The following is a 23,373-nucleotide window of genomic DNA, read 5'->3' as shown; positions in this document are numbered from 1 at the left end:
TTTATTGTTTTTTTGCGTAAATTATTCTTAACTGCGCACGTTTATCTGATGAAGGATCGGTTCCTACCAAAACTACTGCGTTTGGCGTATAAGAGCGGCCGTTAAAATTTTGACCAAAGTTTGCAATTATGGGAGATAATCCTAAATAAGCACCAGTCGGATCTATGGTATAATTTCCCACATTTATCACGATATCTTTATTTGCTGCCTCTGTTTCAATCATATCCTTCACTGTTTTCGTGAGATCTATGTCATAATACGAGGGATTTGTATAAAGATTATTAATTGTTATTAAGTTATAACTCGGATTAGTATTATAAGAACTAAATTCTTTTAAAAAAGTACCAACATCTTTTTGCTGTACTAAAAAAGAACCTGGTTTTTTAAAATTATTCATCCATGACGCATCAGTGTATAATCTAATTTTAGCAGATAATATACCAGCTTTTTGGTTTTTATATAGATCTCTTAATGTAGCCAAGGTTACTCCGGAAATTTTTAAACCTACGCCGGGACCACCCATTCCCTGAGGATATAATTTCATATCACCTATTACAGAATTAGAAATTGCTAAACCAGATTCAGCAGTTGTTCCCGCTCTATTATAATCAATTTTTTGATAGTGAACATTGTTTGTTCCCAAGTCAAACATCAAAATAGTTTGTGGTCTTGTGGTAACTCCACTTGCTACAACATCATTTTTATAATATAAAAGTAGCGAGACATCATTTGGTTTGAACTTAAATATGTAACCATCATTTTCTGCTACTGAAATTTTTAATCCTTTAAAATAACGTATAAACGTAGAAACATCACTTAACTCAGGCATTCCTGCTTTTGCAATTATTTTACTTTGAAAAAATGCCCCGTCTAAAGGAATTCTAATATTCGCATCTCTATTAAATAGTTCGCTATTATCGCCATTTTTTTTGATATTCACCGAAGTGATATTGCCATTAAATGTCTTTGATCCCAGTAAAGCACCTTGAGCAAAATCTTGATTAGAATATAATTTGGTAACTGTAGAACCCATGAAGTCATTCACTTCATTCACATTTATGGTCAAACTTGTCTTGCTTCCTATTTTTGTTCTGCCATATTTATAAATAATTGGATAGGAATTTACAACTTTTGTTGAAGCTATATTTCCATCAGGATAGATAAAATTGCTATTGGTAGTTGTTTGTATAGAGTCGGTAGCAAATCTTGGTTTAATGACGATTACGGCAGAATCTGCAACAGCATTTATACCGAAATCCGGCGCATAAGAATTAAGTCTGATCTGTGTAAAATAGGAAGCTTTTTGCAAACCAAACTGTGGCACATTAAATGCCCCGATCGCAGCAGAGTCAAGCTTCGCACCATCTGTTCTGATCGTATCACTGTGTGAAATGTTATAAGCAACTAAATCTTTTAAAACTAAACCGTCTTGCGCTGCATTAGCCTGAAAAAATTGTGATCCCAGATTATCTGCATTAGATTCACAATTTATTAGCAATAGACTGCCCATGGTCGCAAAAAACATAATTTGCAACAGTCTTTGAATTTTTTTTGTCATTTATATAAATTCTAGTAGTAAATTTTATTGAAAGATTCAGAATCTAAATATTCTGATTTTTGAATAGTTGTAGAGTTAAATTTTTTGTCTAAATCTCCTTCCAGAAATTCATCACCTTTTAAAACAAAGTCAACAAAGTCAACACTTTCCAGCAGAAAGGCTTCCGAACTGGGATCTTGCAGTGACGTAAAATTAGAAATATTATCAAATTTTAATTTTTCTTCTATATTGTTAGCAAAAGGAACTTTTTCCTCATTATAAATAGACATTACAATTTTTGTGTCATTAAAATAAGAATCTTTTTTGTAAAAAGTTTTTAAATAAATTGGTATAAAAGCAGACATCCAGCCATTTAGGTGGATAACGTCTGGCACCCAATTTAATTTCTTAATAGTTTCAATTACTCCTCTAGCAAAAAATATTGCCCGTTCATCATTGTCATCAAAAAACTGTGTTTCCTCATCACCGTAGTAATGTTTCCTTTTAAAATACTCATCATTATCGATGAAGTATACTTGCAATCTCTCGCCAGGCAAAGATGCTACTTTAATAATGAGGGGTTGATCTAAATCGTTAATGATAATATTCATCCCAGAAAGCCTAATAACTTCATGAAGTTGAAATTTTCTCTCACTGATACTTCCAAAGCGTGGCATAAAAACACGCACGTCATTTCCACTCTGGTGCATTTTTAACGCCATTTTATTTACCATAGTGCCCATATTGCTGTCTTCCTGATAAGGGTGCAACTCCGTGGTGACGTATAGTATCTTCTTATTCTGCATATTAATTTTATAGTTACTTCATAGCTAGAGAGTCCTCCTGCTTTAGTTTGCAAAATTACGAAAATTTAGAATAATAAATTTTATTTAACATTTATTTAATACATAAGGGGTTTAGCGGCTTTTTACCAATTATAAACACTTAAAATATCACACAAATTATCCTATTTTTATTTATTAATTTTTTTTAAATTTACAAAAAACAAAAATTCATGGAGATTTTAAAAAACAAAAGCACGCTTCAGAATTATATTGAAAGGCAGAAAGAAATGGGTAAAAAAATTGGCTTCGCACCAACAATGGGCGCATTACACGAAGGTCACTTATCTATTTATAAAGTTGCGAAAGACGAGAATGACTTAGTAGTTTCATCCATCTTTGTAAACCCCACGCAGTTTAATAACTCTAATGATTTGGCAAAATATCCCCGAACATTAGATTTTGATATTAAAAAACTTGAAGATTGTGGCAACGTCGATGCGCTTTACATACCGCAGATCAAAGATATTTATCCTGAACAAACTGAAAGCAAACATTATGACTTTGATGGTCTTGAGGTTGAAATGGAAGGGAAATTTCGCGCTGGGCATTTTGATGGAGTTGCAACCGTTGTAGAAGAACTTTTTAAGCAAGTAAGACCGGACCAAGCTTATTTTGGGGAAAAAGATTTTCAGCAACTGGCTATCATTAAAAAATTGGTAGAAAAATTGAAATCACCTATAAAAATTCACGGTGTTCCTATTTTTAGAAATGATAAAGGTCTAGCATTAAGTTCCCGCAATGAAAGGTTAACTTCCCATCAAAAATTAGAAGCAACCCTTTTGCACGATACTTTGGTGAAAGTGAATAATTGGTTTAGAATAGTAGATGTGCAAGAAATTTATAAAAGAGTTGAAGAAATATTTAAAGAAGCGGGCGGTATGGAGCTGGAATATTTTATCATTGCGAATGAAGAAACATTGAAAGAAACTGATTTTTTTTATAAAGATAATTCTTACCGGGCATTTTTGGTGGTCAATCTAGGCGAAGTAAGATTGATTGATAATATTCATTTGTATTAATTTATATTTATAAAATTCAAAAGCTTTCCTTATTGGGGAAAGCTTTTAATAACCAAATCACTAAATATTAATATGAAAATTCACCTATGGTAAATTTGTGACCCGGCTGGGATTCGAACCCAGGACCCATACATTAAAAGTGTATTGCTCTACCAGCTGAGCTACCGAGTCGGTCTAAAAAAAAATAATGTCAAATTTGTAATAATTAATACCGTTATCACTCATAAATCAATTACTCGTTGCTAATGTTCTGCGTGCCTGCGACTGGACTCGAACCAGCACATCCTTTAGGAAACCACCCCCTCAAGATGGCGTGTCTACCAATTTCACCACACAGGCAAAAAAAAACCGTATTGTCTACGGAACTTTTTTGTAATTGTGACCCGGCTGGGATTCGAACCCAGGACCCATACATTAAAAGTGTATTGCTCTACCAGCTGAGCTACCGAGTCTTTATCGTCTGGCATTAGATGCCCTTAATAAAGTGGTGCAAAGATAAGAGTTTTTTTAAAATCTCAAAATTTTTTAAGTAATTTGTGCAAAATAAAAATATGATTATTTCCCTACTTGGTTACATGGGCTCTGGTAAAACGCACATTGCCAAAAATTTAAGTCAAAAAATCAATTATAAATTTATTGATTTAGACAGCGAAATTGTGCAAAAAAATCAAAAAAGTATTGCAGAAATCTTCTCAAAAAAGGGTGAAATCTACTTTCGGAAGCAAGAAAAAGAAATTTTAACACAAATTTTGGCCTTACCCGATAATATTATTTTAGGTCTGGGTGGCGGCACGCCTGCTTATTACAATAATATCGAAATGATCAATCAAAAATCCAGAAGTATTTTTCTGCGCACAAACATCTCAACTTTAACCAAAAGATTACTTTCGGAAAAAGGTAGCCGGCCATTAATTGCAAAAATTCCCGAAAATGATTTACCAGAATATATTGCAAAACATTTATTTGAAAGAAATTATTTTTACAATCAAGCAGAGTTTACCATCAGCACGGATAATAAATCTGCCGCTGAAATTACACTTGAAATTAAAAAATTAATTTTCTTCTGAACCCTTAATTTTGAAAAACTGATCCCAATCATCCTCTGGTACATCATCAGTTTCTAAATAGTCTTCCATATCACGGCGGTCTCTTTTAGTTGGACGTCCTTCCCCCTTATTTCGATAATAATTTTGAGTTTCTTGTCTTACCGTTAATAACTCAAGTTGCTCTTTCGCTGTAATATCTTTAATGTGAAGTGAAACTAATTTTGCCCCCATCCTACTTTTCGGGATTTCCAAAACCTTAATTTTATAGTCAATCTGGTTCTTTCGAATTGTGATTTCGTCACCAATTTTTACTTCTTTAGAAGTTTTCACCTTCTGTTCACCTATAGAAACACGATTTTTCTTTATTTCTTCCGACGCTAAAGTGCGGGTTTTGTAAAATCTAATGCTCCATAAAAATTTATCTATTCTCATATCTTTTTTTTACTTTTGCTGAATTAAAATAATTAAGCAATTTAAGTATTAAATTAAAATGAAAAAAATAATATTCGGTTTTGCAATTCTTAGTTTAGCACTGTCATCCTGCAAAAATAATTCAACAGATACCGTACCTGTCGCAATAGTCTATGACGCAGCTACTCAGAATAAGTATGATGACCAAGCTGCCGTGCAATTTTTAAACGATAATTTTTTGGATGCCCGTGGCAATATAAAACCATTTACAGCAACTGATGTCCCTAGCGCGACTAATGTTAAACTAGCAAGTTTAAATCCTGTAACATTACCTTCCGGCGTAATTTATATTACAAGAACTGGTGCCCAACCGAGTCCAGGAAATACTATAGGAAGCACCGATGTCATTAGATTAATGTCTAATACAATGTATTACCATGCTACAAACACTAATAATTTAGTTTCATTTACTACTCCGCAGTCATTTAGAAATGGTGTCTCAGGAACAGGTGTGCCAGAAATAGATCCTGGTTATTATTACACGAAACAGTCTGTTATTGATGCAGATCTTACTAAAACCCGAAGTTATTATCAGATAGAAGGTTTTGCAGAAGGATTACAATATTTTAAAGCTTTTAATATTCCAGATTCTGATAATTATAATCTTCAAGGGATTATAATTGTACCATCTAGAGCCGCATTTGGAAAAGATCCTCATTTTAATTATACTGGCTTCAGCTTAAACGATAAATGTTTTGTATTTAATTTCCAAGTTTATAAAACAAGTGTAAGACCAACACCTTAAAATTATTGGAAAATTTCTTTTACGATTTCTAAAGAAATAGGAATTTTGAAATTTTCGAAGTGGTATTGAAAATAAACAAGCAGAGAATTTAACAATTCTCTGTTTTTATTTTTAGGAAATTTAAAATTATAGTTATCATTGTTTTCCAAAATATTTTTCCAAATTTGAGAGATATCTTCTGTAAAAAGCTGATGGGAAATCTGATCTGAAAAATCACCTTTTTCTAAATCTAAAAATTTTCCATTGCCCGTGAGGGGAGCAAAACCTAAGAGTTCTATAATTTTAAATATAAAAACAAGATGTGCCTGTAGATTTCCAGCTTTCAACTGGATAATAAAAAACTCTATTTCCGAATAAATTTTACTTTGAGTATTTTCACTTTTCAAAACCTGATGAAGAAAGTCTGCAATAAAAAATAGGACCGAACTTGTTTTTACATCAAAATTGTGATTTTCTACATCAGCGCTTTCTATATTATTGAGCAGCGGAAGTGCCGATGATCTTCTTTTTAAATTTACATCCAAAAGAATCTCAGACAAGGGGGTTAGTAAGGCTTTTTTTTTATTTTTCGCAGCATAAATACCGCGAATATAAAAACTCTCAAAACCTTCATCATTTGTGAAACAATGCAGAATTGCATCGTTATCGCCATATTTTAAATAAGATAAAAGAAAACCTTTCTTTTTTGTCATACGCGATTAATTCACCACTGCAATCTTTGCTGTAGCAGTATCAGTTCCGTCCTCATTCGTCATTAAAACAAAATAAATACCAGAAGCCACTCTTCGACCGCGTTGGTTGCTTAGATCCCATTCATAAAATCCACCTCTTGCAATATCTTGATGTACTAAGTTACCGGCTGCATCTGTAATTCTAATATTTGTTTTTTGTGCTAAACCTTTTATTTTTACATTGCCCTTATAATTAGCATATACCACGGGATTCGGATAAACCAAAACATCTCCAAAATTTGAAGTTACGTTGGCTGACATCTCCCGAGATAGACTAACTTCATCCGAAGTACGAATAAACTTTACCGGTTTTTCTCATCAACTTTGATATCGGGAATATTATTGGTTGGAATTGGTGAATTGGCTTTTGTAAATGCTCAATCGTTCTTGCTCGTCTGTACTTAAATAATAAGCTGTATCATCATTCAACAGAAACCCATTTTTGGTTTCCAGATCGATAGGAATTCTGTAAATTCGCACGATCTCTGAAAAGTTCTTCAGGCAATCCATTTTGAACAATTACAATATTTTTAGTCTGTGGTGATGTTGCAGAGATTACATCTATCTCAGGATTCTTGAATAGTTCTGAGTCCTTTTTCAGAACCCATCCATAAAAAATCATCCTTATTGAATGCCTGAGAAATTACCTGCTTGTGAAGGGATATTATTTTTTGTGTAAAACATTATAGCTATCATCGCTCAATGAACTTGGGGTGTTATTATAATTATAAAGCAAAATTCCCCCACCGGTTCGTGGTGAAAAAACATACAAAATTCCAGAATTTGCAAATGGTTTCTGAACATGAAATCCATTAACCACTAAAACTTGAGTAAAAGTATCATTTGCGGAATTAAAATAATAAAATCCAAATTTGCTGACATCAGTTGCAGAAGCAAAAAGCTGATTATTTTCGTCAAAAGTTAAACCAGCGATTCGATTGTAATAGGTTCCTGTACTGGCGTACTGTTTTGCAAACACATTGGATTCCATCCTATAGATTCCCATATTACCATCTGTGTAGGTAAAATTATTAAAAAATATTTCATCTGGTTTTGAAGGATTTATAACCGCATCCATCACATTTAACTCTCCAACAAATGTTTTAAAAAATTCAGGATATTTCCACTGTGTTCCATCAAAATGATAATATCCCAGATTTCGAATTATTGGATTATTGTAAGATGTTCTGCCCCCAGTAGAAATTAAAATTTGTTTTCCTGATATGTCAATTTTAGAAGAGACGTTAGAATAGGGTCCATTTCTGGTCTTGTAAGGTTTGTAAACTTTCATCAAAAATTCCCGATAAATTTGTACCTGTGTAAATTTGATTTTTAAATTGTAAAGCCGTATTAATATTCTGGCCAATATTTATATTTTTTTGGAGCGTTCCACTAGGATCGAAACGAGAGACGTTTTGGGTATCCGCGACTAAAACCGGTAAGAATTATTTTTGTGATAATATCTTTTATGCCAGTGAATCCAGTTTTAAAAGAAGAGAATGCCGCACCACTTCCTTTGAATACTTCCGTAGACGTTCCTGCGTAGATAAAATCATTAGAAGAAATTTGTGTGAAATTACCTTCAACTGACTTCGCCCAACTACTATAGATGGGAAATGAAACATTCATCTCATGAGATCTTACACCATCAGCTGTTGCGGTATAAACAATGTTATCTTTTATGACAGATTCATTTGCCGCGGTGTAAGCTCCATCTGTTTTAAAAAAAGCTGTATCACCAAATTCTTTTTTATCTAATTTAAATATTGAAACGCCATATCCTACAGAAATTACCGCATTGTTACCAGAAATAGAGATATGATTAATCTTTTTACTTCCAGTATAACCTGTAGCAATCGGAATATCTACAACTAAGATTATTCCATCCGGAGTAATGACATCTAACGCACCTGAAATATACCCGATTAAACCGACCTTTGTAACTGGATCATAATCGAATGCGGAAATTTTCACATCATGTAAACCGTTAGCTTTAGACAATTTAGTAATCTCTCCCGTTGAGGGCGTATAATAGAAGATACCATTTTCCGTAGCCGCAATAATCCTATCCGTATCCGCACGTAAAACCAAAACATTATTGTAGGAAAATAAATCACTCCATTTTCCGGAAGCAATATTTTGACTTTTAAAAGAACTAAATCCGAAGATCAAGAAAAAAAGGATTAATTTTTTATTCATAAATTTTATACCAAAATCCGTTCATCTATAACTTGGTTATTCCAAGCGATATTCTGTATTTTACTGTTTTCATCAAAAAAATAATCTAATCTTCCCAAAAGCAAACCCGCCCAACCAACTTGGTTGACAAGCACATTTTTACCATTTTTGTTTTTAAAAATTTCTGGTTCTTTAAAAAAAGTGTGCGTGTGACCGCCTAATATTAAATCTATGTTTTCAGTTTGTCCCACTAATTTTTTATCACAAATTTTATCTGCATCATTTTCATATTCATAACCAATGTGCGAAAGACAAATTACCAAATCGCATTTTTTTTCCTTCTTTAAAAAATCCGCGTAATGATTAGAAATTTCTACGGGATCTAAATATTTGGTTTCGCCATAATTTTTTTTACCAACCAAACCTTCCAGTTCTACCCCCAAACCGAAAAGACCTACTTTAACTCCGTTTTTATCTAAAATTTTGTACGGCATTGTTTGTCCATCTAAAATGGTATTTTTAAAATCATAATTAGAGCAGATAAACGGAAATTTTGCGTTAGGCTGCACTTTTAAAAACCCTTCTAAACCATTGTCAAAATCGTGATTTCCCAAAGTAGAAGCTTCATAACCCATCATCGTCATTAAACGAAACTCTATTTCTCCCCCAAAGAAATTAAAATAAGGCGTTCCCTGAAATGTATCTCCAGAATCTACTAAAAGAACATTGCTTTCTTTATTTCTGATACTTTGTATTAAACTGGCACGTCTCGCAAAACCGCCTTGGTTAGGATTTTTCGTGTAAGAAGCATCAAACGGTTCTATTCTGCTATGTTGATCGTTGGTGTGCAGAATAGTTAATTTTTTAGCAGATTTCACTGCGGCAGTTTTATAACTTTCAGCAAATAAAATATTCGGTGTGAGAGCGGCTGCTAAGGTTCCGCCAGAAAGTGCTTTTAAAAAAGTTTTTCTATTCATTTCCTACTGCTTTTTTATTTTTAAACAAAATTCTCACATCATCTGGCGCAGAAACTTCTGGTTTTGCTTTAAATTTTTCTATAAATAAATCCCTTAATTTTATTCCCGTGGAAATCATTTCTCCTTTTTTAAAAAAATTCATATTGTCGCCACCTAAAGCCAGATAATCTGAAGTCGCAATATAATAATCTCTCGTAAGATCTATTTTTTCACTGTTAATAGTTTCCTTAGTTAATTTTCCACCATCTGTTTCTACATAAAGATGAGAAACCGGATTATTTTTTTGAGTTGTTGCATAATAATTAAATAATCCCTGTAAATCTGAACCTTTCAATTTTACGATCATCACCTCATTTTCAAAAGGCATCACTTCATAAACATGTCGCAACAAAACATTTCCTTTTCCAATTGTAGAACGAATTCCACCAATATTTATTACTGCTGCATCAACTACAGATTTATTATTTTTTTTCGCCCATTCCGAAGCACCTTCAAATGTGTAATCTGCCAATAAATTCCCGAGATTGCTATTATCACCATTTTTTGTGAGATCTACGTTTGTGTGTGAAATTACAGAATTCATTGTTTCTGCTAATTTTTCTTTGTAGGGCTTTATAACTTTGTCGAATGCGGGATCATCTTTTAATTCAGAAGAAATCACCTGATTTGTTTCTGAGTGCACTTTTGCAACTTTCAATCTTGAAGTACAAGCGCTAAAAAGTAAAGCTGAGAAAAAAATTATAAAAATTTTGGACTTCATTTTTTAAAATTAATTTAAAAGCAAATATAAAATAAGTTGAACAAATAAATGTAATCCGAATCTTTTGATTAAAAGTAATTATTTAAAAATAAAAATTGAAGAATAATGGTGAATTATAAAAATTGACTAATTTTGAGAAAATTTTTAAATAAAATGAATACTTTAAAAGGTTTGGGTGTAGCGCTTATAACACCATTCAATGAGGATTTATCCGTTGATTTTAATTCATTGACAAAATTAATCAACTTTAATATAGAAAACGGCACAAATTATCTGGTAGTTTTAGGCACAACAGCAGAAGCCGCAACTTTAAATCCTGAAGAAAAAACCGCAGTAATTACCCATATCATTAAAATTAACGACAAGAGAATTCCTTTAGTTTTAGGAATTGGCGGTAATAACACGATGGAAGTAAAACACCAAATTGAGACTGCTGATCTATCTCATTTTGATGCCGTTCTTTCTGTTTCACCTTATTATAACAAACCCAATCAGGAAGGGCTTTATCAGCATTATAAAATGCTTGCGAGTACAGGAAAAAATATAATTATTTATAATGTTCCCGGTAGAACAGGTCAAAATGTGGAAGCTTCAACTACTTTAAGATTGGCAAAAGAATTCAAAAATTTGATTATGATAAAAGAAGCGGCGCCAAATATCTTGCAGTATTTTGATATTTTAAGACAAAAAGATTCTAAATTTAATTTAGTTTCTGGTGATGATGAATACACACTTCCTGTCACTTTAGCTGGCGGAAATGGTGTAATCTCAGTAATTGGCCAGGCTTATCCAAAAGAATTTTCATCAATGGTTCAGTTGGCATTTGAAAGAAAAGTGGATGAAGCTTATAAAATCCATAATTCTTTGGTAGAAATTACCCGTTTAATTTTTGCAGAAGGAAATCCTTGCGGCGTGAAAACTATTTTAGCAGAAAAAGGAATTATCAAAAATTATTTAAGATTACCATTGGTAAAAGCTTCTGAAGGATTACAAGATAAAATTAAATCAGAAATGAAAAAATTAAAATAAAAATCAGATTTTGTTCAGCATAAAAAAAGCATCTCAATGAGATGCTTTTTTAAATTTTAAAACCTTTACACCGTCACTTCTTCAATTGAATCAATCGGTTTGCTTTTTTCATCCTTTTTGTTGCTAAACATTAAACCGATCATCATAATTACAGTTGTCATTAAAATCACCTGGATGATAATCGACTGATTGATAAAGGGAATTTTATCCTCAGGGATAATTGCTAGAAAAAGTAAAATGGTAATCAAACCACGAGGCGCAATAAAAACCAAGGGTGTAATTTCCATTTTTGTAATTTTAAGTAAAATAAAACGCACAACAAAAATTAATCCCACGATTGCCAGAGACCATTGAAGAGAATTCACATTAATGATATCATCAGTCTCTAAGACAAATCCTAAAACTAAAAAGAAAAGCGACCGAACCACAAAAGTAGCTTCTATCACAACATCTTTAAATAAACTTACTTCCTTATTTAACTTCGTGAAACGGACATTTTTTAAAAATTTCACACCCCGCAACTCATCTATATTTCCTAAAACCAATCCGAAAAACAAGATAAAAATCAATGCGGGAAGATGATAAATTTTTGAAATTTCGTAGATTAGAATAATTGAAATAATGATTGGGCCGTATTTAATATGGTGGTCAATTTTTCCTAGTAAAATAGCTAAAACTAAAGATGCAACTACCGAGATAACAATCATTAATGCGAACTGGCCTATAAAATGAACTCCGCCAGAAATTGTAATTGCTGTCCCAAAAGTAACGAAATTGAAAAATATTACACCGATAATATCGGAAATACTGCTTTCATAAATTATAAATTCTCGCTTGGCACTTGTTAAATTTATTGCGCTCGGAATAGCTATTGAACTGCTGATTATGCAAAAGGGTGTAACATTTATCAAGCCTTCACGAAAACTGATTCCCCACTCATAATTTAGCCACGCCGCAGAAGCGAAAGTCATAATCAAAACTGAGGCAGTAGAAATAAGTAAAGTTCTGATTACAAGACTTTTCTTCGATCGGTTTAGCTCAAGTTCAAGCGAACCTTCAAGCACGATCAATATCAAACCAACTGTTCCTAAAATAGGTAAAATAGCATTTAAGTCGGGGATATTGAAACCAGAAAGTCCGCTGATCTGGTTTAACAACCAGCCAATGGCTAAGAGTAAAATTACGGACGGAATTTTTGTGAATTTAGACGTGATATCAAAAAAATAAGATATCAATAAAAGTACGCAAATAGAGATGATTACTGTTTCTGCCATAGCGCAAATATAAACAAAAAGAACCTTTTAATTATACCGGAATTTTTAAAAATTTTCACTTGAGAATGGCATTTGCAGCTTATCTTTTTCAGATAGAATAATATCTTGTAATGGCAATTTCCAGTCGATTGCTAAACCTTCATCATTATATAAAACGCCACCTTCTGACTCTTTAAAATAAAAATTATCACATTTGTAAGAAAAAACTGCAGTTTCACTTAAAACGGAAAAGCCGTGACCAAATCCACGCGGAACATAAAACTGTAATTTATTTTCAGCAGAAAGTTCTACTCCAAACCATTGACCAAAAGTAGTCGAAGTTTTTCGCAAATCTACGGCCACATCCCAAACCTTTCCTTCTAAACAGGAAACTAATTTTGCCTGCGCATCATGTCCCTTTTGCAAATGAAGGCCGCGTAAAACGCCGTAACTGGATTTAGAAATATTATCCTGTACAAAGTGTCCATTCATTCCAGTTGAGTCTTCAAAAGTTTTTTCATTATATTTTTCAAAAAAATAGCCGCGGTCGTCTTCAAAAATCGTCGGTTCTAAGATATAGCAGTCTTTTAAAGGTGTTTCTTTTATTTTCATTTTTAATTTATCTTAATTATCATAAATATTCTCGATCATTTTTATAACCTCAATACTTTCATATGGTGTAATTTGAGCAGTTTTTCCATAATGCATCACATCCACGATGTTTTCATATAAATAATGGTGGTTTTGCGCGGAGCCTTTAAAACCTCCATAATCGTTCGCACTATTTGTTGCGGGTAAAATTGGTAATTGATAATCTTTTATGATACATTTTTCAACTTCGTTCATATATTGACCGCCAATTTTGATAGAGCCATTTTCAGCAATAATAGTAAGTGAGCTTTCTAAATTTTCATTCCATACAGAAGTAGAAAAATTGAAACTTCCTATACCTCCTGAAACAAAATCGAAAGTAACGATCCCGCTGTCTTCAAATTCCGTTAAATCTTTATGGTTAAAATCCGCAAATTTAGATTTAATGTTGGTAATGTCACCAAAAAGCCAGAACATAATATCTAAGTAATGAGAGAACTGCGTGAATAAAGTGCCTCCGTCAAGTTTTTTAGTACCGCGCCAAGAATCTTTAATATAATACTGCTCACTACGGTTCCAATAGCAAGAAATCTGAACCATAAAAATTTTACCTAAAACAGCAGAGTCTATTATGTTTTTCAGCCATATAGAAGGGGGCGAAAAGCGGTTTTGCATAACTGGGAAAATCATTAATTTTTTTTCCAAGGCGAGTTTTTCTAACAATGCCGCATCATCTGAATTTAAAGCAATAGGTTTCTCAATGATAACATTGATACCATTTTCTATGATGATTTTTGCTTGCTCAAAATGTAAACCGTTTGGGGTACAAACTGCAATAATGTCTGCCGACAAACCATTATCTAAAAAAATTTGCAAAGAGGAAAAAAGAGGGACCGATCTGTCATCATTAAAATCAGCGGATGAAAATTTCGTATCGATTAATGCAACGAGTTCACATTCTTTATTTTGAATGATTATCTCGGCATGTTTTCTACCAATATGTCCGTAACCTAATACCGCAATTTTTATTTTATTTTCCATCAAAAACCTTAAGAAATAATAGATAGAAAATTTGAGAAGAAAATAGACATTTGGATTTTAAAAGTTAAAGATATTAATTTTTATTTAATTTTCACCTCTACCAGTAAACTTTCTACAACTTCTTTTATTCTATTTCTGTCTTCATCTGTAAGATTGGAGCCTGAGGGAAGACAAAGTCCATTAATAAATAGATTTTCTGCTACCTTATTTCCATAATATTCGCAATCTGCAAAAACAGGCTGTAAGTGCATAGGTTTCCAAAGTGGACGGGATTCTATATTTTCTTTTTCTAATTTCAAACGTAAATCTTCTCTGCTGAAACCGGCAACATCGCTATCAATTGTAATAGCAGAAAGCCAATGATTTGAAAAATAGTCTTCAGAAGGTTCTGTAAAAACTTCTACACCTTCAACGTTTTTGAAAAGTTCCTCATAAAAGCGATTATTTTCTCTGCGCGCCGCAATACGATCATCTAAAACTTCCATCTGTCCACGACCAATTCCTGCAGAAATATTACTCATTCTATAATTGTACCCTATTTCAGAATGTTGGTAATGTGGTGCATCATCTCTTGCTTGTGTGGAAAGAAAAACCGCTTTATCTTTTTCGTGTTTTGTTTTACAAACCAACGCGCCACCTCCGGAGGTGGTAATTATTTTATTTCCATTAAAACTCAGGATTGACATTTCACCAAAAGTGCCACAATTTTGCCCTTTATATGTTGAACCTAGAGCTTCGGCCGCATCTTCTATAAGTGGAATTTCATAGCGATTAGCAATTTCCACGATTTCGTTCATTTTTGCAGGCATTCCATAAAGATGAACAACAATAATTGCCTTTGGCTTTTTACCTTTCGCAATTCTATCTTTGATGGCTTCTTCAAGTGCAATTGGACACATATTCCAGGTTTCCGGTTCACTGTCTATAAAAACCGGTTTTGCGCCTAGATAAGCAATCGGATTTGCTGAGGCAGAAAAAGTGAATGTTTGGCAAATAACTTCATCGTCAATTTTTACACCTAAAATTATTAAAGCTAAATGTAAAGCGGCAGTACCAGAAGATAATGCACCAACTTCAACATTTTGATTTAAATATTTTTTTAAATCTTCTTCAAAATTATTAACGTTGGGACCAAGTGGTGCTACCCAATTTTCGGCGAAAGCTTCATGAATATAATTTAATTCAGTTCCACCCATATGTGGGGAAGAAAGCCAGATTTTTGACATAGTCATAATTTAATTTTAGTTGTTGCAAATTTAAGCAAAAGATCGTTTACAGATTTTAAATCAGAAAAAATATTCTCGGAAAATTGTTTTGAAGATAATTTTAATATCCAGCCATAAAGTCCTCTTATAATAGTAATCTAAATTCATTTTCACCTTATCTGGAAATATCACAGTATCATTATAAACTAATGGATTTTCCTGCTTTGCCAAGAATTCTTCTTCTTCTGCATATTTTAATGAGGCTTCAGAAGTTAGCCCAGGTTTTAAATTTAAGATTTTACGATTCTCACCTTCTAATTTATCATAATATCCAGAAATATCTGGTCTTGGACCCACGAAACTCATCTTACCACTTAGTATATTTAGAAGTTGTGGAAGTTCATCAAGTTTTGATTTCTTTAAAAATGAACCAATTTTTGAAACTTTGTAAGATTTAGAATCGATGCTTTGTAATTTATAAATAGTAAAAAGTTCACCAAACTGCCCAATCCTAATTTGTTGAAAAATTCCTTTTGAAGAAGTGTTTATGGCCGATATAAGAATTAAAACTAAAATAATGGGACTTAATAAAAAGAGTCCAACTAAAGAAAATACTATGTCAAAAAAACGCTTAATTAACATTTCTATAATCTTTTCTTTGACCTGTAATAATCTATACAGATTTTCGGATACCTTTCTATTTCCATTTGGTTTATAACCTTATCAATATCGTGAACGAAATTTTTAAGTTCAACTGTTTTTTTATCCGTATCAACTTTAAGGTAACAAGATAAATTAATTAAACTTCTATTTTGCCCGATGCTGCCTGTGTTATAAATTTCGAATAAATCTTTTGTTTTTCTAAATTGCTGGTGTGAGTGTCCAATGATATAATTTTGATCAATTTTTAAATCTTCGATGTCCGTATCTTCAAAAATGTATTGATCCCCGATTGTGTGTTGGATTGTAAAATTTGGTATTTTAGTTTTATCTTCATAATCTGAAAGTTTACTAAGTAAATCTGGATTAAATTTCTCATAGCAAAAATTAAAAAACGCATTTGCGACTTCATTCTTCCCTTCATAATGACCTTTAATATAAAAACTTTCGTGATTTCCTTTTAAAAGTTTGATATTTTGAACAGAATCTAAAAGCAGAACACACTCGTTTGACCAAGGTCCATAATTTACAACATCACCGTGGGAAATAAAAAGGTCCGTATCTTGCGTTTCAATTTTTAAAAGTTTTTCGAGTGCGAAAATATTCCCGTGTACATCACCAAAAATAGTTATAATCATAAATCAATCAATTTTTCAATCCCAGCAGATATATTAATAAATCGTGAGGTATCAATTATATTATTTAACTTATCTACATTAATTAAAGCTCTGTTTTCAATAAAGTTCTCATCTTCGTGGTTTACCACTTCTATGTCTTTTCCAACTTTTGACGAAATGATATTCGCAAGTTCAAGAAGTGACAATTCATTTCCAGAAGCTGCATTTAAAGTTCCCTCAAAATCGCTACCGATTAAAGCCAAAATTAATTGCGCGGCATCGTCAACATGAATAAAATCTGCAGAAACCTTTGAACCATTTTTTAATGTAATTCTTTTGTCATTTTTTGCTTGATTAATAAAATGATGAATAATACCTTCTTTTGGCATTTCTTCCCCATAAAGTGCAGAAAATCTCACTTGGCAAATTTTGATTTCTTTTTCATTTGAAAAAGTTTTAAAAATGAGTTCTTGCGTCAATTTTGAACTGCAGTACAAAACATGATTACCAATTGGATAAGTTTTTTCAGTTTCTGTTAAATTTAGTGGCCAAGGTTTATCAACGACCACTAAAGTTGAGCAGTTTATAATTTTTTTTATTTTAGATTGCCCCTTGATCCATTTGCATATATTCTGCGTGCCCAAAATATTTGTATTAAATATTTTTTTAAGATAATCGTTGTCTAAATAATTTCCACCAGGCAAAACAGTCGCACAATTGATAACAGTATCAAAAAAATCAACAGGTAATTTTGAAAATTGCTCATAATAACTGATATCAACTTGCCAATTCGATTTTTTGTCTGAACGGGAAACCGTGTAAAATTCAAGACCTTTCCTCCTAAAAAGACTTGTAATAGATTTACCTAAAAAACCGGTTGCACCAATAATCAATATTTTCATTCTATCAATTATTGGTAAGTTTAAAATTAAAAATATGTGCTTTAGGATCTTCTAAAACACCATTTGTATTTAGTTTTTTGAATTGGTCTTCGTCAACAAATATATCCGACCAAACTCTCATTACGATACCGTTTTTTAGTTCAGGTTTTTTAATGTTTTCACCATAGAGATAAAATTTCAACAGAGCTTCCACTTCATTAAAACCAAAAAAATGTCTCAACGGGGTAGTCCCACTAAATCTGCCATTTATTTCAAATATAACAGGTTTGTCATCTAAAATTCTAAACTGAAAATTTACAGGACCATCTGCGTTAAGTTTTTCTGCGATAGGGATAATGAACTCATCATATTTTGAAGTTTCAGAATCTCTATAAGCCCTGTAAGTATTACCGTCCCTCAAATCTCTTTTTAATGTTACAATCGCTACACATTTACCTTTTACAACTAGACATCCACAGGTAAATTCACCTTCGTCTTCAGGTAAAAATTGTTGTACTACTAAGTTGGAATTTGGATCATAAATCTCCATCAATTCCTTATGATTAGAAATTTTTTTGATTCCTAAAGAGCGTGCGCCATCGAATGGCTTTGCAAACAAGGGGAATCCCAATCTGTCTTCAATTTCAATCAATTTATGTTCATCGTTCGCCATCACGGAAAACGGAAAGGGAAAATTATTTTTTTCAAGAAATTCAGCGGTTAAAAATTTATCGTTTGCAATATTTATGACCGTTTCGTCACTCACTATAATTTTACAATTATATTTAGATGTAAATTCCTCCTTATATTTTGCGAGTATCGGCAACTCTACATCTGTACCTACTAATACCGCATCAATTTTAAAATCTGTCACAATTTTTCTAATTGCTTCGATGTAGTTTTCATCAGTGGCTTTCGGTATCGTAACAGCATAATCACCCAACCAATGACCTGTTGATCTAGGATCCGGATCTGCAGTATAAATTTTCTTAGCGAAATTAGAAATCTGCAATAGTCTTAAAATACCTTGTCCTAAAAGCGCTCCTGCTCCTGTTACTAATATATTTTTTTTCATGAAATTTTATCTTGTTATTATTTAAAAAGTTCATCAAAACGAGGCATAGTTGCATGACCATCGGATGCAATATTTTCTGTTTTTAAAATTTTTTTTATGGTAAGAAAAAAAATTTTTAAATCTAAAAAAAAATTGCAATGATCTACATACCATACATCAAGTTGAAATTTTTTCTCCCAAGGAATTGCATTTCTACCATTTACTTGTGCCCATCCAGTTATTCCAGGTTTTACTTCGTTTCTTCTTTTTTGAAAATCATTATAATATTTCACGTATTCTGGAAGAAGAGGTCTTGGTCCGATCAAAGACATCTCCCCCTTCATTACGTTAAATAATTGTGGCAACTCATCTAATGAAGTTTTTCTCACAAATGAACCTATTATAGTTAATCTTTCAGCATCAGGCAGAAGATTTCCGTCATTATCTTTCTTATCATTCATAGTTTTAAATTTGATAATACTAAAAATTTTTCCATTCTTACCAGGTCTTCGCTGAAAAAAAAAAGGTTTTCTTTGGTTGGCAAAGAAAAGGCCAATTGTTAATATAAGCAAAAGAGGACTTAAAATTAACAATCCTAAAAAAGAGATTGTAAAATCTAAAAACCTCTTAAAAATATTTGTATACATTAGTGAATTTTCATTTTAAAATAATTGCAAATTTAATAAAATAAGCTGTTTATAATTAATTTCAATTTATTCCTATTAAAAGTTTTAAAAAAACTTATTCATAATTTTTTTATAAGAATCAGAAACTAAGAAATTTTCATCTAAGTATTTTCGTGCATTTTTTCGAAATTTTTCAAATTCTTCATCGTTAAGCGAACAGAAATTATTTATAGCATTATTCATTTCAGCTAAATTACCTGCCAATACGGAAAGTCCACAATTATAATTTTCAACTTCAGTACCGATATCTGTGTTCGGGTCTGCAGCCACTAAAACAGGAAGTTTAAATTCAAGATAAGATAATAGCCGTGAAGGGAAGTTAGGTATAGTGAAATTTTTATCAAGAAAAATCATCCCGATATCGCATGCTTTCATTAAATCATCATATTCTTTTTTAGGTAGACCTGAAATTAGTTTTGCGTTTTGAGGTTGCTTTTTGTTAAACCAATTTCTTATTTTTTCAAATTCTGTACCTGAACCAACGATCAAGAAAAAAATTTTTGCGTTTTCTTTTGAAGTTTCAATTGTTTCTAATAAAAAATCTAAACCTTGCGGAATCCCTAAATTCCCCCCATATATAAATATCTTTTTATCCACTGGTAGATTATTTTTTAACCTAATATTTTCTTTTTCTTCGTTCGATAATTCTACGAAAGGGACCGGTTCGATGGAATTCGGATTTACTTCTACTTTTTTTGGATCGATTGTAGAATTATGATGAAGAACGTATTGCCTGTTTGCTTCAGACATACAACCAATAGTTTCTGAAACTTTGTATAATTTTTTTTCTTTACTTCTAAAAAAACGGTAAATCAATCCGTTTTTTAGCATCATTTTCATGTCCACTGCATTCTGGGGGAAAATATCTTTCAGCAAAAGATAGGATTTCGCTCCATCTTTCTTTTTAATATAATTGATAACTTTCGTAAATGTAATAGGCGGCGTAGAGTAAATAACCAGATCAAATTTAACATCATTAAAATATTTTTTAACTCCTCTTAAAAAAATATGTTCAATACTTAGCGTTGCAAATCCTTTTTCTACTATATTTGTCTTCTGCACATTTAAAGTCCTCAAATTAAGAAAATACACATTTCCTTCAGAACTTAAACAGGAAGGTTTTTTTTCCCGTCTTTCCGTAGGACTTATAATATAAATTTTATGCTCATGATTTGCAAATTCACGCATTAAATCATGATAAATTCCTCTAGTTTTTAAGGTGTCAATTTTAAGTAAAGTAAGAAATAATATATTCATTTTTTAATTTAATATTTACTCCAAACTACTCTATTAACATAGTCGGTATAGCTTAAAATTATGCGTACAACTTTTTGCGAAACATTCGGCATGGAATAATCTGAAACCGGTCTATAATTTCTTTCGTCGGAAGTCCTCTGCTCTTGTACTTGTACCAAAGCCTGCAATATTCGTTCAGGTGAAAGGCCAACCATCATCACGCTTGCTTCTTCCATTGCTTCGGGTCTTTCATGAGCATCCCGAATATTTAAAGCCCGAAAATTTAATATTGATGATTCTTCGGAAATAGTACCAGAATCTGATAAAACGGCATAACTCCGCATTTGAAGTGCGTTGTAATCGTGAAAACCTAGAGGTTTCAAGAGTTGAATGTTTTTATGCAATTGAATGTTCATTTTCTCCATCATGTTCCTAGTTCTGGGATGGGTAGAAATAATGACTGGAAATTGATATTCTTCAGCAATGGTATTTAAACTTTCCATTAAACCTAAAAAATTCTTTTCAGAATTGATGTTTTCTTCGCGATGAGCTGAAACAATAAAATATTTTCTTTCTTCTAAGTTTAATCTTGAAAGAACATCCGATTTTTTTATTTGGGGCAAATAATGATTTAAAACCTCAAACATAGGTGAACCAGTTTTGATGATTCTATCTGCTGGAAGACCTTCTCTTAAAAGATATTCTCGCGCAATATCGCTGTAAGTCAAATTAATATCAGAAGTGTGATCTACAATTTTTCGATTGGTTTCTTCAGGAACTCTTTGGTCAAAACATCTGTTTCCGGCTTCCATATGAAAAATAGGGATTTGTCTTTTTTTCGCTGGAATGGCGCAAAGACAAGAATTGGTATCACCTAAAACTAAGAATGCTTCGGGTTTTAATTCCTCTAAAAGCGGATCGATTTTAATTAAAATATTTCCAATGGTTTCTGTGGCAGTTATTCCCGCTGCATCTAAGAAATAATCTGGTTTACGAATACCTAAGTCTTCAAAAAATATTTGGTTTAATTCGTAATCGTAGTTTTGACCTGTGTGAACAATAATATGTTCTACTGCATCAGATTCATCAAGCGCAGAAAGAACTCTTGCTAATCTGATGATTTCCGGACGTGTTCCTACGACCGTCATTACTTTAAGTTTCTTCATTTATTTTAATAATTTACAAAAATAAGACTTTTCGTTCACTTTAAAAGACATTTTCTTTAAGTTAAAAAGCGAATTTTTATATAAATCGTAATCTGTCATATGTTTTAAACTTCCACAAAATAAGTGTCAGCATTTGCTGCATTGTAAGGCTCATTAATCCAAAAAATTGTTACTAATTCTTCTTCTCCGATATTTTTAATATTATGCGTGTACCAAATCGGCATATCGACATAAGCCGGTTCTGTTCCATCTAGATAAAAATCAAGGATTTCATTACTATCAATTTTTCTTAACTGAATTAAGGCTTTTCCTCTAATAACAGCAAATCTTTCAATTTTTCTCGTGTGAAAATGGTTTCCGCGTGTAATTCCGGGAACGGTGGTTGAAAAAGAACATTGACCGCCAATTCCTAATCTGATCACTTCTACGAAAGCGCCTCGAGAATCAATATTTTGTGTGAATTTTACGGGATAAAACGTTTTTATATCAAAATAACATCGAAATGTATTAAAAAGTTGATAGTCAAAATTAGATTTCAATTCTGGAATTTCTCCACCTTCAAAATACAATTTTTTGTAATTTTCCAATTTAGATAAAACTTCTGAAACCTTGATTTCAGTGGTAAAGGGAACCGTAAACTGTTCAATAGTTTCTCCCGAATTTATTTTCTTGATGATTTCCTGAACTAATTCTCCTACGTAAATTAAACGAACTTCGCCATCAACATCGATGATTGGATATTCACCATGGGTTAACTTGTGGCAAAAAGTTGCGATGAAGGAATTATAATCTGGTTTACCAAAAGGTCCGAAGACATTTGGAATAATCATCCCCGTAAATTCGCCACCATTGGTTTTCGCCCAATTTGCTAAAAGTGATCGCCCTTCTTTTTTAGATTTTCCGTATAAATTGTCTCTTTCTTCCTGAGAAGAAGAAGAAAATAAAATATGCGCTTTGGACTTGGTTCTTTCTAAAGATGCGACCAGATTTTTAACCAATTCAACATTTTTATGATAAATTACTTCCGGATCTGGATGGCGGTTCATTGCAGCAAGATGGACAATCACGTCGCATTGTTTTACAAAATCATCAAGTTTATCGGCATCTTTAAAATAATCTTTTTGGAAATCGATTCGTTTAAATTGTTCTGGATTTAATCCTAAAGTGTTATATAAACTAGAACCAACAAAACCGTTTTGTCCGGTAATTCCTACTGTTTTCATATATGATTTATTTTTCTATAAAAAATAATTAAGTGCAAATCTATATTCATCGTTAATTTCTCCTAACTGATAATCTGCAAACAGTAATAATTTCGAATTTACTTCTAAAGACTGTATTGAACTTATATAGCCACCTGGAATGTGTAAAATATCCAGTTCATCAGATTGTAAAATAAATTCAAAGGAGGGAAGGTTTTTGGAAGGATTTTCCCAATTATCAATTTTTATTAAAATAATTTTAAAAGAACCTGCAACCGCAGAAAACCACCTTTACTCAATCTTATGACCTTGCCACGCGCGAATAAACTCTGTAGAATTATTTTCAATTGTATAGATTCTCTTTATCCCAAGTGCATTAAAATTAATAATTCCGCGTTCATCCTGAAATTCACCTCCTTTAATAAGACTAGGTTTCATATGAT

27 protein-coding genes and 3 tRNA genes are annotated in these 23,373 nt (G+C 32.2%); 4 read left to right on the top strand and 26 right to left on the bottom strand.

Annotation, left to right across the window (positions count from 1 at the left end; translation table 11 throughout):
* Window position 1: 1 nt before the first annotated feature.
* Both ACVBED_RS07250 and ACVBED_RS07245 read right to left on the bottom strand, forming a co-directional pair.
* A complete protein-coding gene (locus tag ACVBED_RS07250) occupies window positions 2-1,558 on the bottom strand; it encodes a DUF4270 family protein (RefSeq protein ID WP_447121206.1) in 1,557 nt (518 codons plus the stop codon).
* A gap of 11 nt (window positions 1,559-1,569) precedes the next feature.
* Window positions 1,570-2,343: a glycogen/starch synthase gene (locus ACVBED_RS07245; RefSeq protein ID WP_447121205.1), complete on the bottom strand. Its 774-nt coding sequence runs from the start codon at window positions 2,341-2,343 to the stop codon at window positions 1,570-1,572.
* A gap of 209 nt (window positions 2,344-2,552) precedes the next feature.
* Between ACVBED_RS07245 and panC the strand changes: the two genes are divergently transcribed.
* Window positions 2,553-3,401: a pantoate--beta-alanine ligase gene (gene panC, locus ACVBED_RS07240; RefSeq protein ID WP_447121204.1), complete on the top strand. Its 849-nt coding sequence runs from the start codon at window positions 2,553-2,555 to the stop codon at window positions 3,399-3,401.
* 98 nt (window positions 3,402-3,499) lie between these two features.
* Here the strand turns inward: panC and ACVBED_RS07235 are convergent.
* The 3 genes from ACVBED_RS07235 to ACVBED_RS07225 form a co-directional block, all read right to left on the bottom strand.
* Window positions 3,500-3,572 (bottom strand) — tRNA-Lys (locus tag ACVBED_RS07235).
* Between the two features lie 84 nt (window positions 3,573-3,656).
* Window positions 3,657-3,740: transfer RNA gene (locus ACVBED_RS07230), tRNA-Leu, on the bottom strand.
* Window positions 3,741-3,780: 40 nt separating this feature from the next.
* A tRNA-Lys gene (locus tag ACVBED_RS07225) sits at window positions 3,781-3,853 on the bottom strand.
* Between the two features lie 99 nt (window positions 3,854-3,952).
* Here ACVBED_RS07225 and ACVBED_RS07220 point away from each other — a divergent pair.
* The gene (locus ACVBED_RS07220) at window positions 3,953-4,468 is read left to right on the top strand and encodes a shikimate kinase (RefSeq protein ID WP_447121203.1); all 516 of its coding nucleotides are present in this window, start codon (window positions 3,953-3,955) and stop codon (window positions 4,466-4,468) included.
* Here ACVBED_RS07220 and ACVBED_RS07215 read toward each other — a convergent pair.
* Window positions 4,454-4,879, bottom strand: coding sequence for an RNA-binding S4 domain-containing protein (locus ACVBED_RS07215; RefSeq protein WP_473094772.1), 426 nt, complete (start codon window positions 4,877-4,879; stop codon window positions 4,454-4,456). The two genes, ACVBED_RS07220 and ACVBED_RS07215, sit on opposite strands and share 15 nt — an antisense overlap.
* A 58-nt stretch (window positions 4,880-4,937) precedes the next feature.
* Between ACVBED_RS07215 and ACVBED_RS07210 the strand changes: the two genes are divergently transcribed.
* Window positions 4,938-5,663 (top strand): hypothetical protein, encoded by a 726-nt coding sequence (locus ACVBED_RS07210; RefSeq protein ID WP_473094771.1) that lies wholly within the window; start codon window positions 4,938-4,940, stop codon window positions 5,661-5,663.
* A 2-nt stretch (window positions 5,664-5,665) separates the two neighbouring features.
* On the opposite strand, the gene recO is transcribed toward ACVBED_RS07210, so the two are convergent.
* The 7 genes from recO to ACVBED_RS07175 form a co-directional block, all read right to left on the bottom strand.
* Window positions 5,666-6,355, bottom strand: a complete 690-nt coding sequence (recO, locus tag ACVBED_RS07205; RefSeq protein WP_473094770.1) for a DNA repair protein RecO — start codon at window positions 6,353-6,355, stop codon at window positions 5,666-5,668.
* A 6-nt stretch (window positions 6,356-6,361) separates the two neighbouring features.
* Window positions 6,362-6,655, bottom strand: coding sequence for a T9SS type A sorting domain-containing protein (locus tag ACVBED_RS07200; protein WP_473094769.1), 294 nt, complete (start codon window positions 6,653-6,655; stop codon window positions 6,362-6,364).
* Between the two features lie 78 nt (window positions 6,656-6,733).
* Window positions 6,734-6,904, bottom strand: a complete 171-nt coding sequence (locus ACVBED_RS07195; RefSeq protein WP_473094768.1) for a hypothetical protein — start codon at window positions 6,902-6,904, stop codon at window positions 6,734-6,736.
* Between the two features lie 154 nt (window positions 6,905-7,058).
* Window positions 7,059-7,685 carry a hypothetical protein gene (locus ACVBED_RS07190; protein ID WP_473094767.1) on the bottom strand — a complete coding sequence of 209 codons (627 nt, stop codon included), beginning with the start codon at window positions 7,683-7,685 and terminating at the stop codon, window positions 7,059-7,061.
* Between the two features lie 101 nt (window positions 7,686-7,786).
* The gene (locus tag ACVBED_RS07185) at window positions 7,787-8,593 is read right to left on the bottom strand and encodes a PorZ beta-propeller-like domain-containing protein (protein ID WP_473094766.1); all 807 of its coding nucleotides are present in this window, start codon (window positions 8,591-8,593) and stop codon (window positions 7,787-7,789) included.
* Window positions 8,594-8,598: 5 nt separating this feature from the next.
* Entirely contained in the window at window positions 8,599-9,549 is a 951-nt protein-coding gene (locus ACVBED_RS07180) for a bifunctional metallophosphatase/5'-nucleotidase (RefSeq protein ID WP_473094765.1), read from the bottom strand.
* Complete coding sequence (locus ACVBED_RS07175) at window positions 9,542-10,309, bottom strand: 5'-nucleotidase C-terminal domain-containing protein (protein ID WP_473094764.1); 768 nt, start codon at window positions 10,307-10,309, stop codon at window positions 9,542-9,544. The genes ACVBED_RS07180 and ACVBED_RS07175 overlap by 8 nt, the downstream gene beginning before the upstream one ends.
* A gap of 153 nt (window positions 10,310-10,462) precedes the next feature.
* Between ACVBED_RS07175 and dapA the strand changes: the two genes are divergently transcribed.
* Window positions 10,463-11,338, top strand: coding sequence for a 4-hydroxy-tetrahydrodipicolinate synthase (dapA, locus tag ACVBED_RS07170; protein ID WP_473094763.1), 876 nt, complete (start codon window positions 10,463-10,465; stop codon window positions 11,336-11,338).
* 65 nt (window positions 11,339-11,403) lie between these two features.
* Here dapA and ACVBED_RS07165 read toward each other — a convergent pair whose 3' ends face one another.
* The 13 genes from ACVBED_RS07165 to ACVBED_RS07105 form a co-directional block, all read right to left on the bottom strand.
* The gene (locus tag ACVBED_RS07165) at window positions 11,404-12,612 is read right to left on the bottom strand and encodes a cation:proton antiporter (RefSeq protein ID WP_473094762.1); all 1,209 of its coding nucleotides are present in this window, start codon (window positions 12,610-12,612) and stop codon (window positions 11,404-11,406) included.
* Window positions 12,613-12,657: 45 nt separating this feature from the next.
* Entirely contained in the window at window positions 12,658-13,203 is a 546-nt protein-coding gene (gene rfbC / locus ACVBED_RS07160) for a dTDP-4-dehydrorhamnose 3,5-epimerase (RefSeq protein WP_447121191.1), read from the bottom strand.
* Between the two features lie 12 nt (window positions 13,204-13,215).
* Window positions 13,216-14,223: a Gfo/Idh/MocA family protein gene (locus tag ACVBED_RS07155; protein WP_447121190.1), complete on the bottom strand. Its 1,008-nt coding sequence runs from the start codon at window positions 14,221-14,223 to the stop codon at window positions 13,216-13,218.
* An 80-nt stretch (window positions 14,224-14,303) separates the two neighbouring features.
* Window positions 14,304-15,449 carry a DegT/DnrJ/EryC1/StrS family aminotransferase gene (locus ACVBED_RS07150; RefSeq protein WP_447121189.1) on the bottom strand — a complete coding sequence of 382 codons (1,146 nt, stop codon included), beginning with the start codon at window positions 15,447-15,449 and terminating at the stop codon, window positions 14,304-14,306.
* A gap of 60 nt (window positions 15,450-15,509) precedes the next feature.
* Window positions 15,510-16,070: a sugar transferase gene (locus tag ACVBED_RS07145; RefSeq protein ID WP_447121188.1), complete on the bottom strand. Its 561-nt coding sequence runs from the start codon at window positions 16,068-16,070 to the stop codon at window positions 15,510-15,512.
* Window positions 16,071-16,072: 2 nt separating this feature from the next.
* Window positions 16,073-16,726 carry a metallophosphoesterase family protein gene (locus tag ACVBED_RS07140; protein ID WP_447121187.1) on the bottom strand — a complete coding sequence of 218 codons (654 nt, stop codon included), beginning with the start codon at window positions 16,724-16,726 and terminating at the stop codon, window positions 16,073-16,075.
* A complete protein-coding gene (locus tag ACVBED_RS07135; RefSeq protein ID WP_473094761.1) occupies window positions 16,723-17,607 on the bottom strand; it encodes an NAD-dependent epimerase/dehydratase family protein in 885 nt (294 codons plus the stop codon). Before ACVBED_RS07135 ends, ACVBED_RS07140 begins: the two co-directional genes overlap by 4 nt.
* Before the next feature lie 4 nt (window positions 17,608-17,611).
* Window positions 17,612-18,661 (bottom strand): ATP-grasp domain-containing protein, encoded by a 1,050-nt coding sequence (locus tag ACVBED_RS07130; RefSeq protein WP_473094760.1) that lies wholly within the window; start codon window positions 18,659-18,661, stop codon window positions 17,612-17,614.
* A gap of 17 nt (window positions 18,662-18,678) precedes the next feature.
* Entirely contained in the window at window positions 18,679-19,287 is a 609-nt protein-coding gene (locus ACVBED_RS07125; RefSeq protein ID WP_473094759.1) for a sugar transferase, read from the bottom strand.
* Between the two features lie 84 nt (window positions 19,288-19,371).
* Complete coding sequence (locus ACVBED_RS07120) at window positions 19,372-20,583, bottom strand: glycosyltransferase family 4 protein (protein WP_473094758.1); 1,212 nt, start codon at window positions 20,581-20,583, stop codon at window positions 19,372-19,374.
* A gap of 8 nt (window positions 20,584-20,591) precedes the next feature.
* The gene (gene wecB, locus ACVBED_RS07115; protein ID WP_447121182.1) at window positions 20,592-21,728 is read right to left on the bottom strand and encodes a non-hydrolyzing UDP-N-acetylglucosamine 2-epimerase; all 1,137 of its coding nucleotides are present in this window, start codon (window positions 21,726-21,728) and stop codon (window positions 20,592-20,594) included.
* A gap of 104 nt (window positions 21,729-21,832) precedes the next feature.
* On the bottom strand, window positions 21,833-22,951 hold the full coding sequence (locus ACVBED_RS07110) for a polysaccharide biosynthesis C-terminal domain-containing protein (RefSeq protein WP_473094757.1): 1,119 nt from the start codon (window positions 22,949-22,951) through the stop codon (window positions 21,833-21,835).
* A 270-nt stretch (window positions 22,952-23,221) separates the two neighbouring features.
* Window positions 23,222-23,368: a hypothetical protein gene (locus ACVBED_RS07105; protein ID WP_447121181.1), complete on the bottom strand. Its 147-nt coding sequence runs from the start codon at window positions 23,366-23,368 to the stop codon at window positions 23,222-23,224.
* Window positions 23,369-23,373: the final 5 nt, after the last annotated feature.

The organism is Halpernia sp. GG3 (assembly GCF_052976925.2).
Note: the sequence above shows the minus strand (reverse complement) of the source record. Positions and strands in the feature narration are given on the sequence as shown.

Excerpts from the sequence above, each read along its gene's own strand:
- ACVBED_RS07250 (WP_447121206.1), bottom strand. The coding sequence starts at position 1,558 with ATGACAAAAAAAATTCAAAGACTGTTGCAAATTATGTTTTTTGCGACC.
- ACVBED_RS07245 (WP_447121205.1), bottom strand. The coding sequence starts at position 2,343 with ATGCAGAATAAGAAGATACTATACGTCACCACGGAGTTGCACCCTTAT.
- panC (WP_447121204.1), top strand. The coding sequence starts at position 2,553 with ATGGAGATTTTAAAAAACAAAAGCACGCTTCAGAATTATATTGAAAGG.
- ACVBED_RS07220 (WP_447121203.1), top strand. The coding sequence starts at position 3,953 with ATGATTATTTCCCTACTTGGTTACATGGGCTCTGGTAAAACGCACATT.
- ACVBED_RS07215 (WP_473094772.1), bottom strand. The coding sequence starts at position 4,879 with ATGAGAATAGATAAATTTTTATGGAGCATTAGATTTTACAAAACCCGC.
- ACVBED_RS07210 (WP_473094771.1), top strand. The coding sequence starts at position 4,938 with ATGAAAAAAATAATATTCGGTTTTGCAATTCTTAGTTTAGCACTGTCA.
- recO (WP_473094770.1), bottom strand. The coding sequence starts at position 6,355 with ATGACAAAAAAGAAAGGTTTTCTTTTATCTTATTTAAAATATGGCGAT.
- ACVBED_RS07200 (WP_473094769.1), bottom strand. The coding sequence starts at position 6,655 with ATGTCAGCCAACGTAACTTCAAATTTTGGAGATGTTTTGGTTTATCCG.
- ACVBED_RS07195 (WP_473094768.1), bottom strand. The coding sequence starts at position 6,904 with ATGGATTGCCTGAAGAACTTTTCAGAGATCGTGCGAATTTACAGAATT.
- ACVBED_RS07190 (WP_473094767.1), bottom strand. The coding sequence starts at position 7,685 with ATGAAAGTTTACAAACCTTACAAGACCAGAAATGGACCCTATTCTAAC.
- ACVBED_RS07185 (WP_473094766.1), bottom strand. The coding sequence starts at position 8,593 with ATGAATAAAAAATTAATCCTTTTTTTCTTGATCTTCGGATTTAGTTCT.
- ACVBED_RS07180 (WP_473094765.1), bottom strand. The coding sequence starts at position 9,549 with ATGAATAGAAAAACTTTTTTAAAAGCACTTTCTGGCGGAACCTTAGCA.
- ACVBED_RS07175 (WP_473094764.1), bottom strand. The coding sequence starts at position 10,309 with ATGAAGTCCAAAATTTTTATAATTTTTTTCTCAGCTTTACTTTTTAGC.
- dapA (WP_473094763.1), top strand. The coding sequence starts at position 10,463 with ATGAATACTTTAAAAGGTTTGGGTGTAGCGCTTATAACACCATTCAAT.
- ACVBED_RS07165 (WP_473094762.1), bottom strand. The coding sequence starts at position 12,612 with ATGGCAGAAACAGTAATCATCTCTATTTGCGTACTTTTATTGATATCT.
- rfbC (WP_447121191.1), bottom strand. The coding sequence starts at position 13,203 with ATGAAAATAAAAGAAACACCTTTAAAAGACTGCTATATCTTAGAACCG.
- ACVBED_RS07155 (WP_447121190.1), bottom strand. The coding sequence starts at position 14,223 with ATGGAAAATAAAATAAAAATTGCGGTATTAGGTTACGGACATATTGGT.
- ACVBED_RS07150 (WP_447121189.1), bottom strand. The coding sequence starts at position 15,449 with ATGTCAAAAATCTGGCTTTCTTCCCCACATATGGGTGGAACTGAATTA.
- ACVBED_RS07145 (WP_447121188.1), bottom strand. The coding sequence starts at position 16,070 with ATGTTAATTAAGCGTTTTTTTGACATAGTATTTTCTTTAGTTGGACTC.
- ACVBED_RS07140 (WP_447121187.1), bottom strand. The coding sequence starts at position 16,726 with ATGATTATAACTATTTTTGGTGATGTACACGGGAATATTTTCGCACTC.
- ACVBED_RS07135 (WP_473094761.1), bottom strand. The coding sequence starts at position 17,607 with ATGAAAATATTGATTATTGGTGCAACCGGTTTTTTAGGTAAATCTATT.
- ACVBED_RS07130 (WP_473094760.1), bottom strand. The coding sequence starts at position 18,661 with ATGAAAAAAAATATATTAGTAACAGGAGCAGGAGCGCTTTTAGGACAA.
- ACVBED_RS07125 (WP_473094759.1), bottom strand. The coding sequence starts at position 19,287 with ATGTATACAAATATTTTTAAGAGGTTTTTAGATTTTACAATCTCTTTT.
- ACVBED_RS07120 (WP_473094758.1), bottom strand. The coding sequence starts at position 20,583 with ATGAATATATTATTTCTTACTTTACTTAAAATTGACACCTTAAAAACT.
- wecB (WP_447121182.1), bottom strand. The coding sequence starts at position 21,728 with ATGAAGAAACTTAAAGTAATGACGGTCGTAGGAACACGTCCGGAAATC.
- ACVBED_RS07110 (WP_473094757.1), bottom strand. The coding sequence starts at position 22,951 with ATGAAAACAGTAGGAATTACCGGACAAAACGGTTTTGTTGGTTCTAGT.
- ACVBED_RS07105 (WP_447121181.1), bottom strand. The coding sequence starts at position 23,368 with ATGAAACCTAGTCTTATTAAAGGAGGTGAATTTCAGGATGAACGCGGA.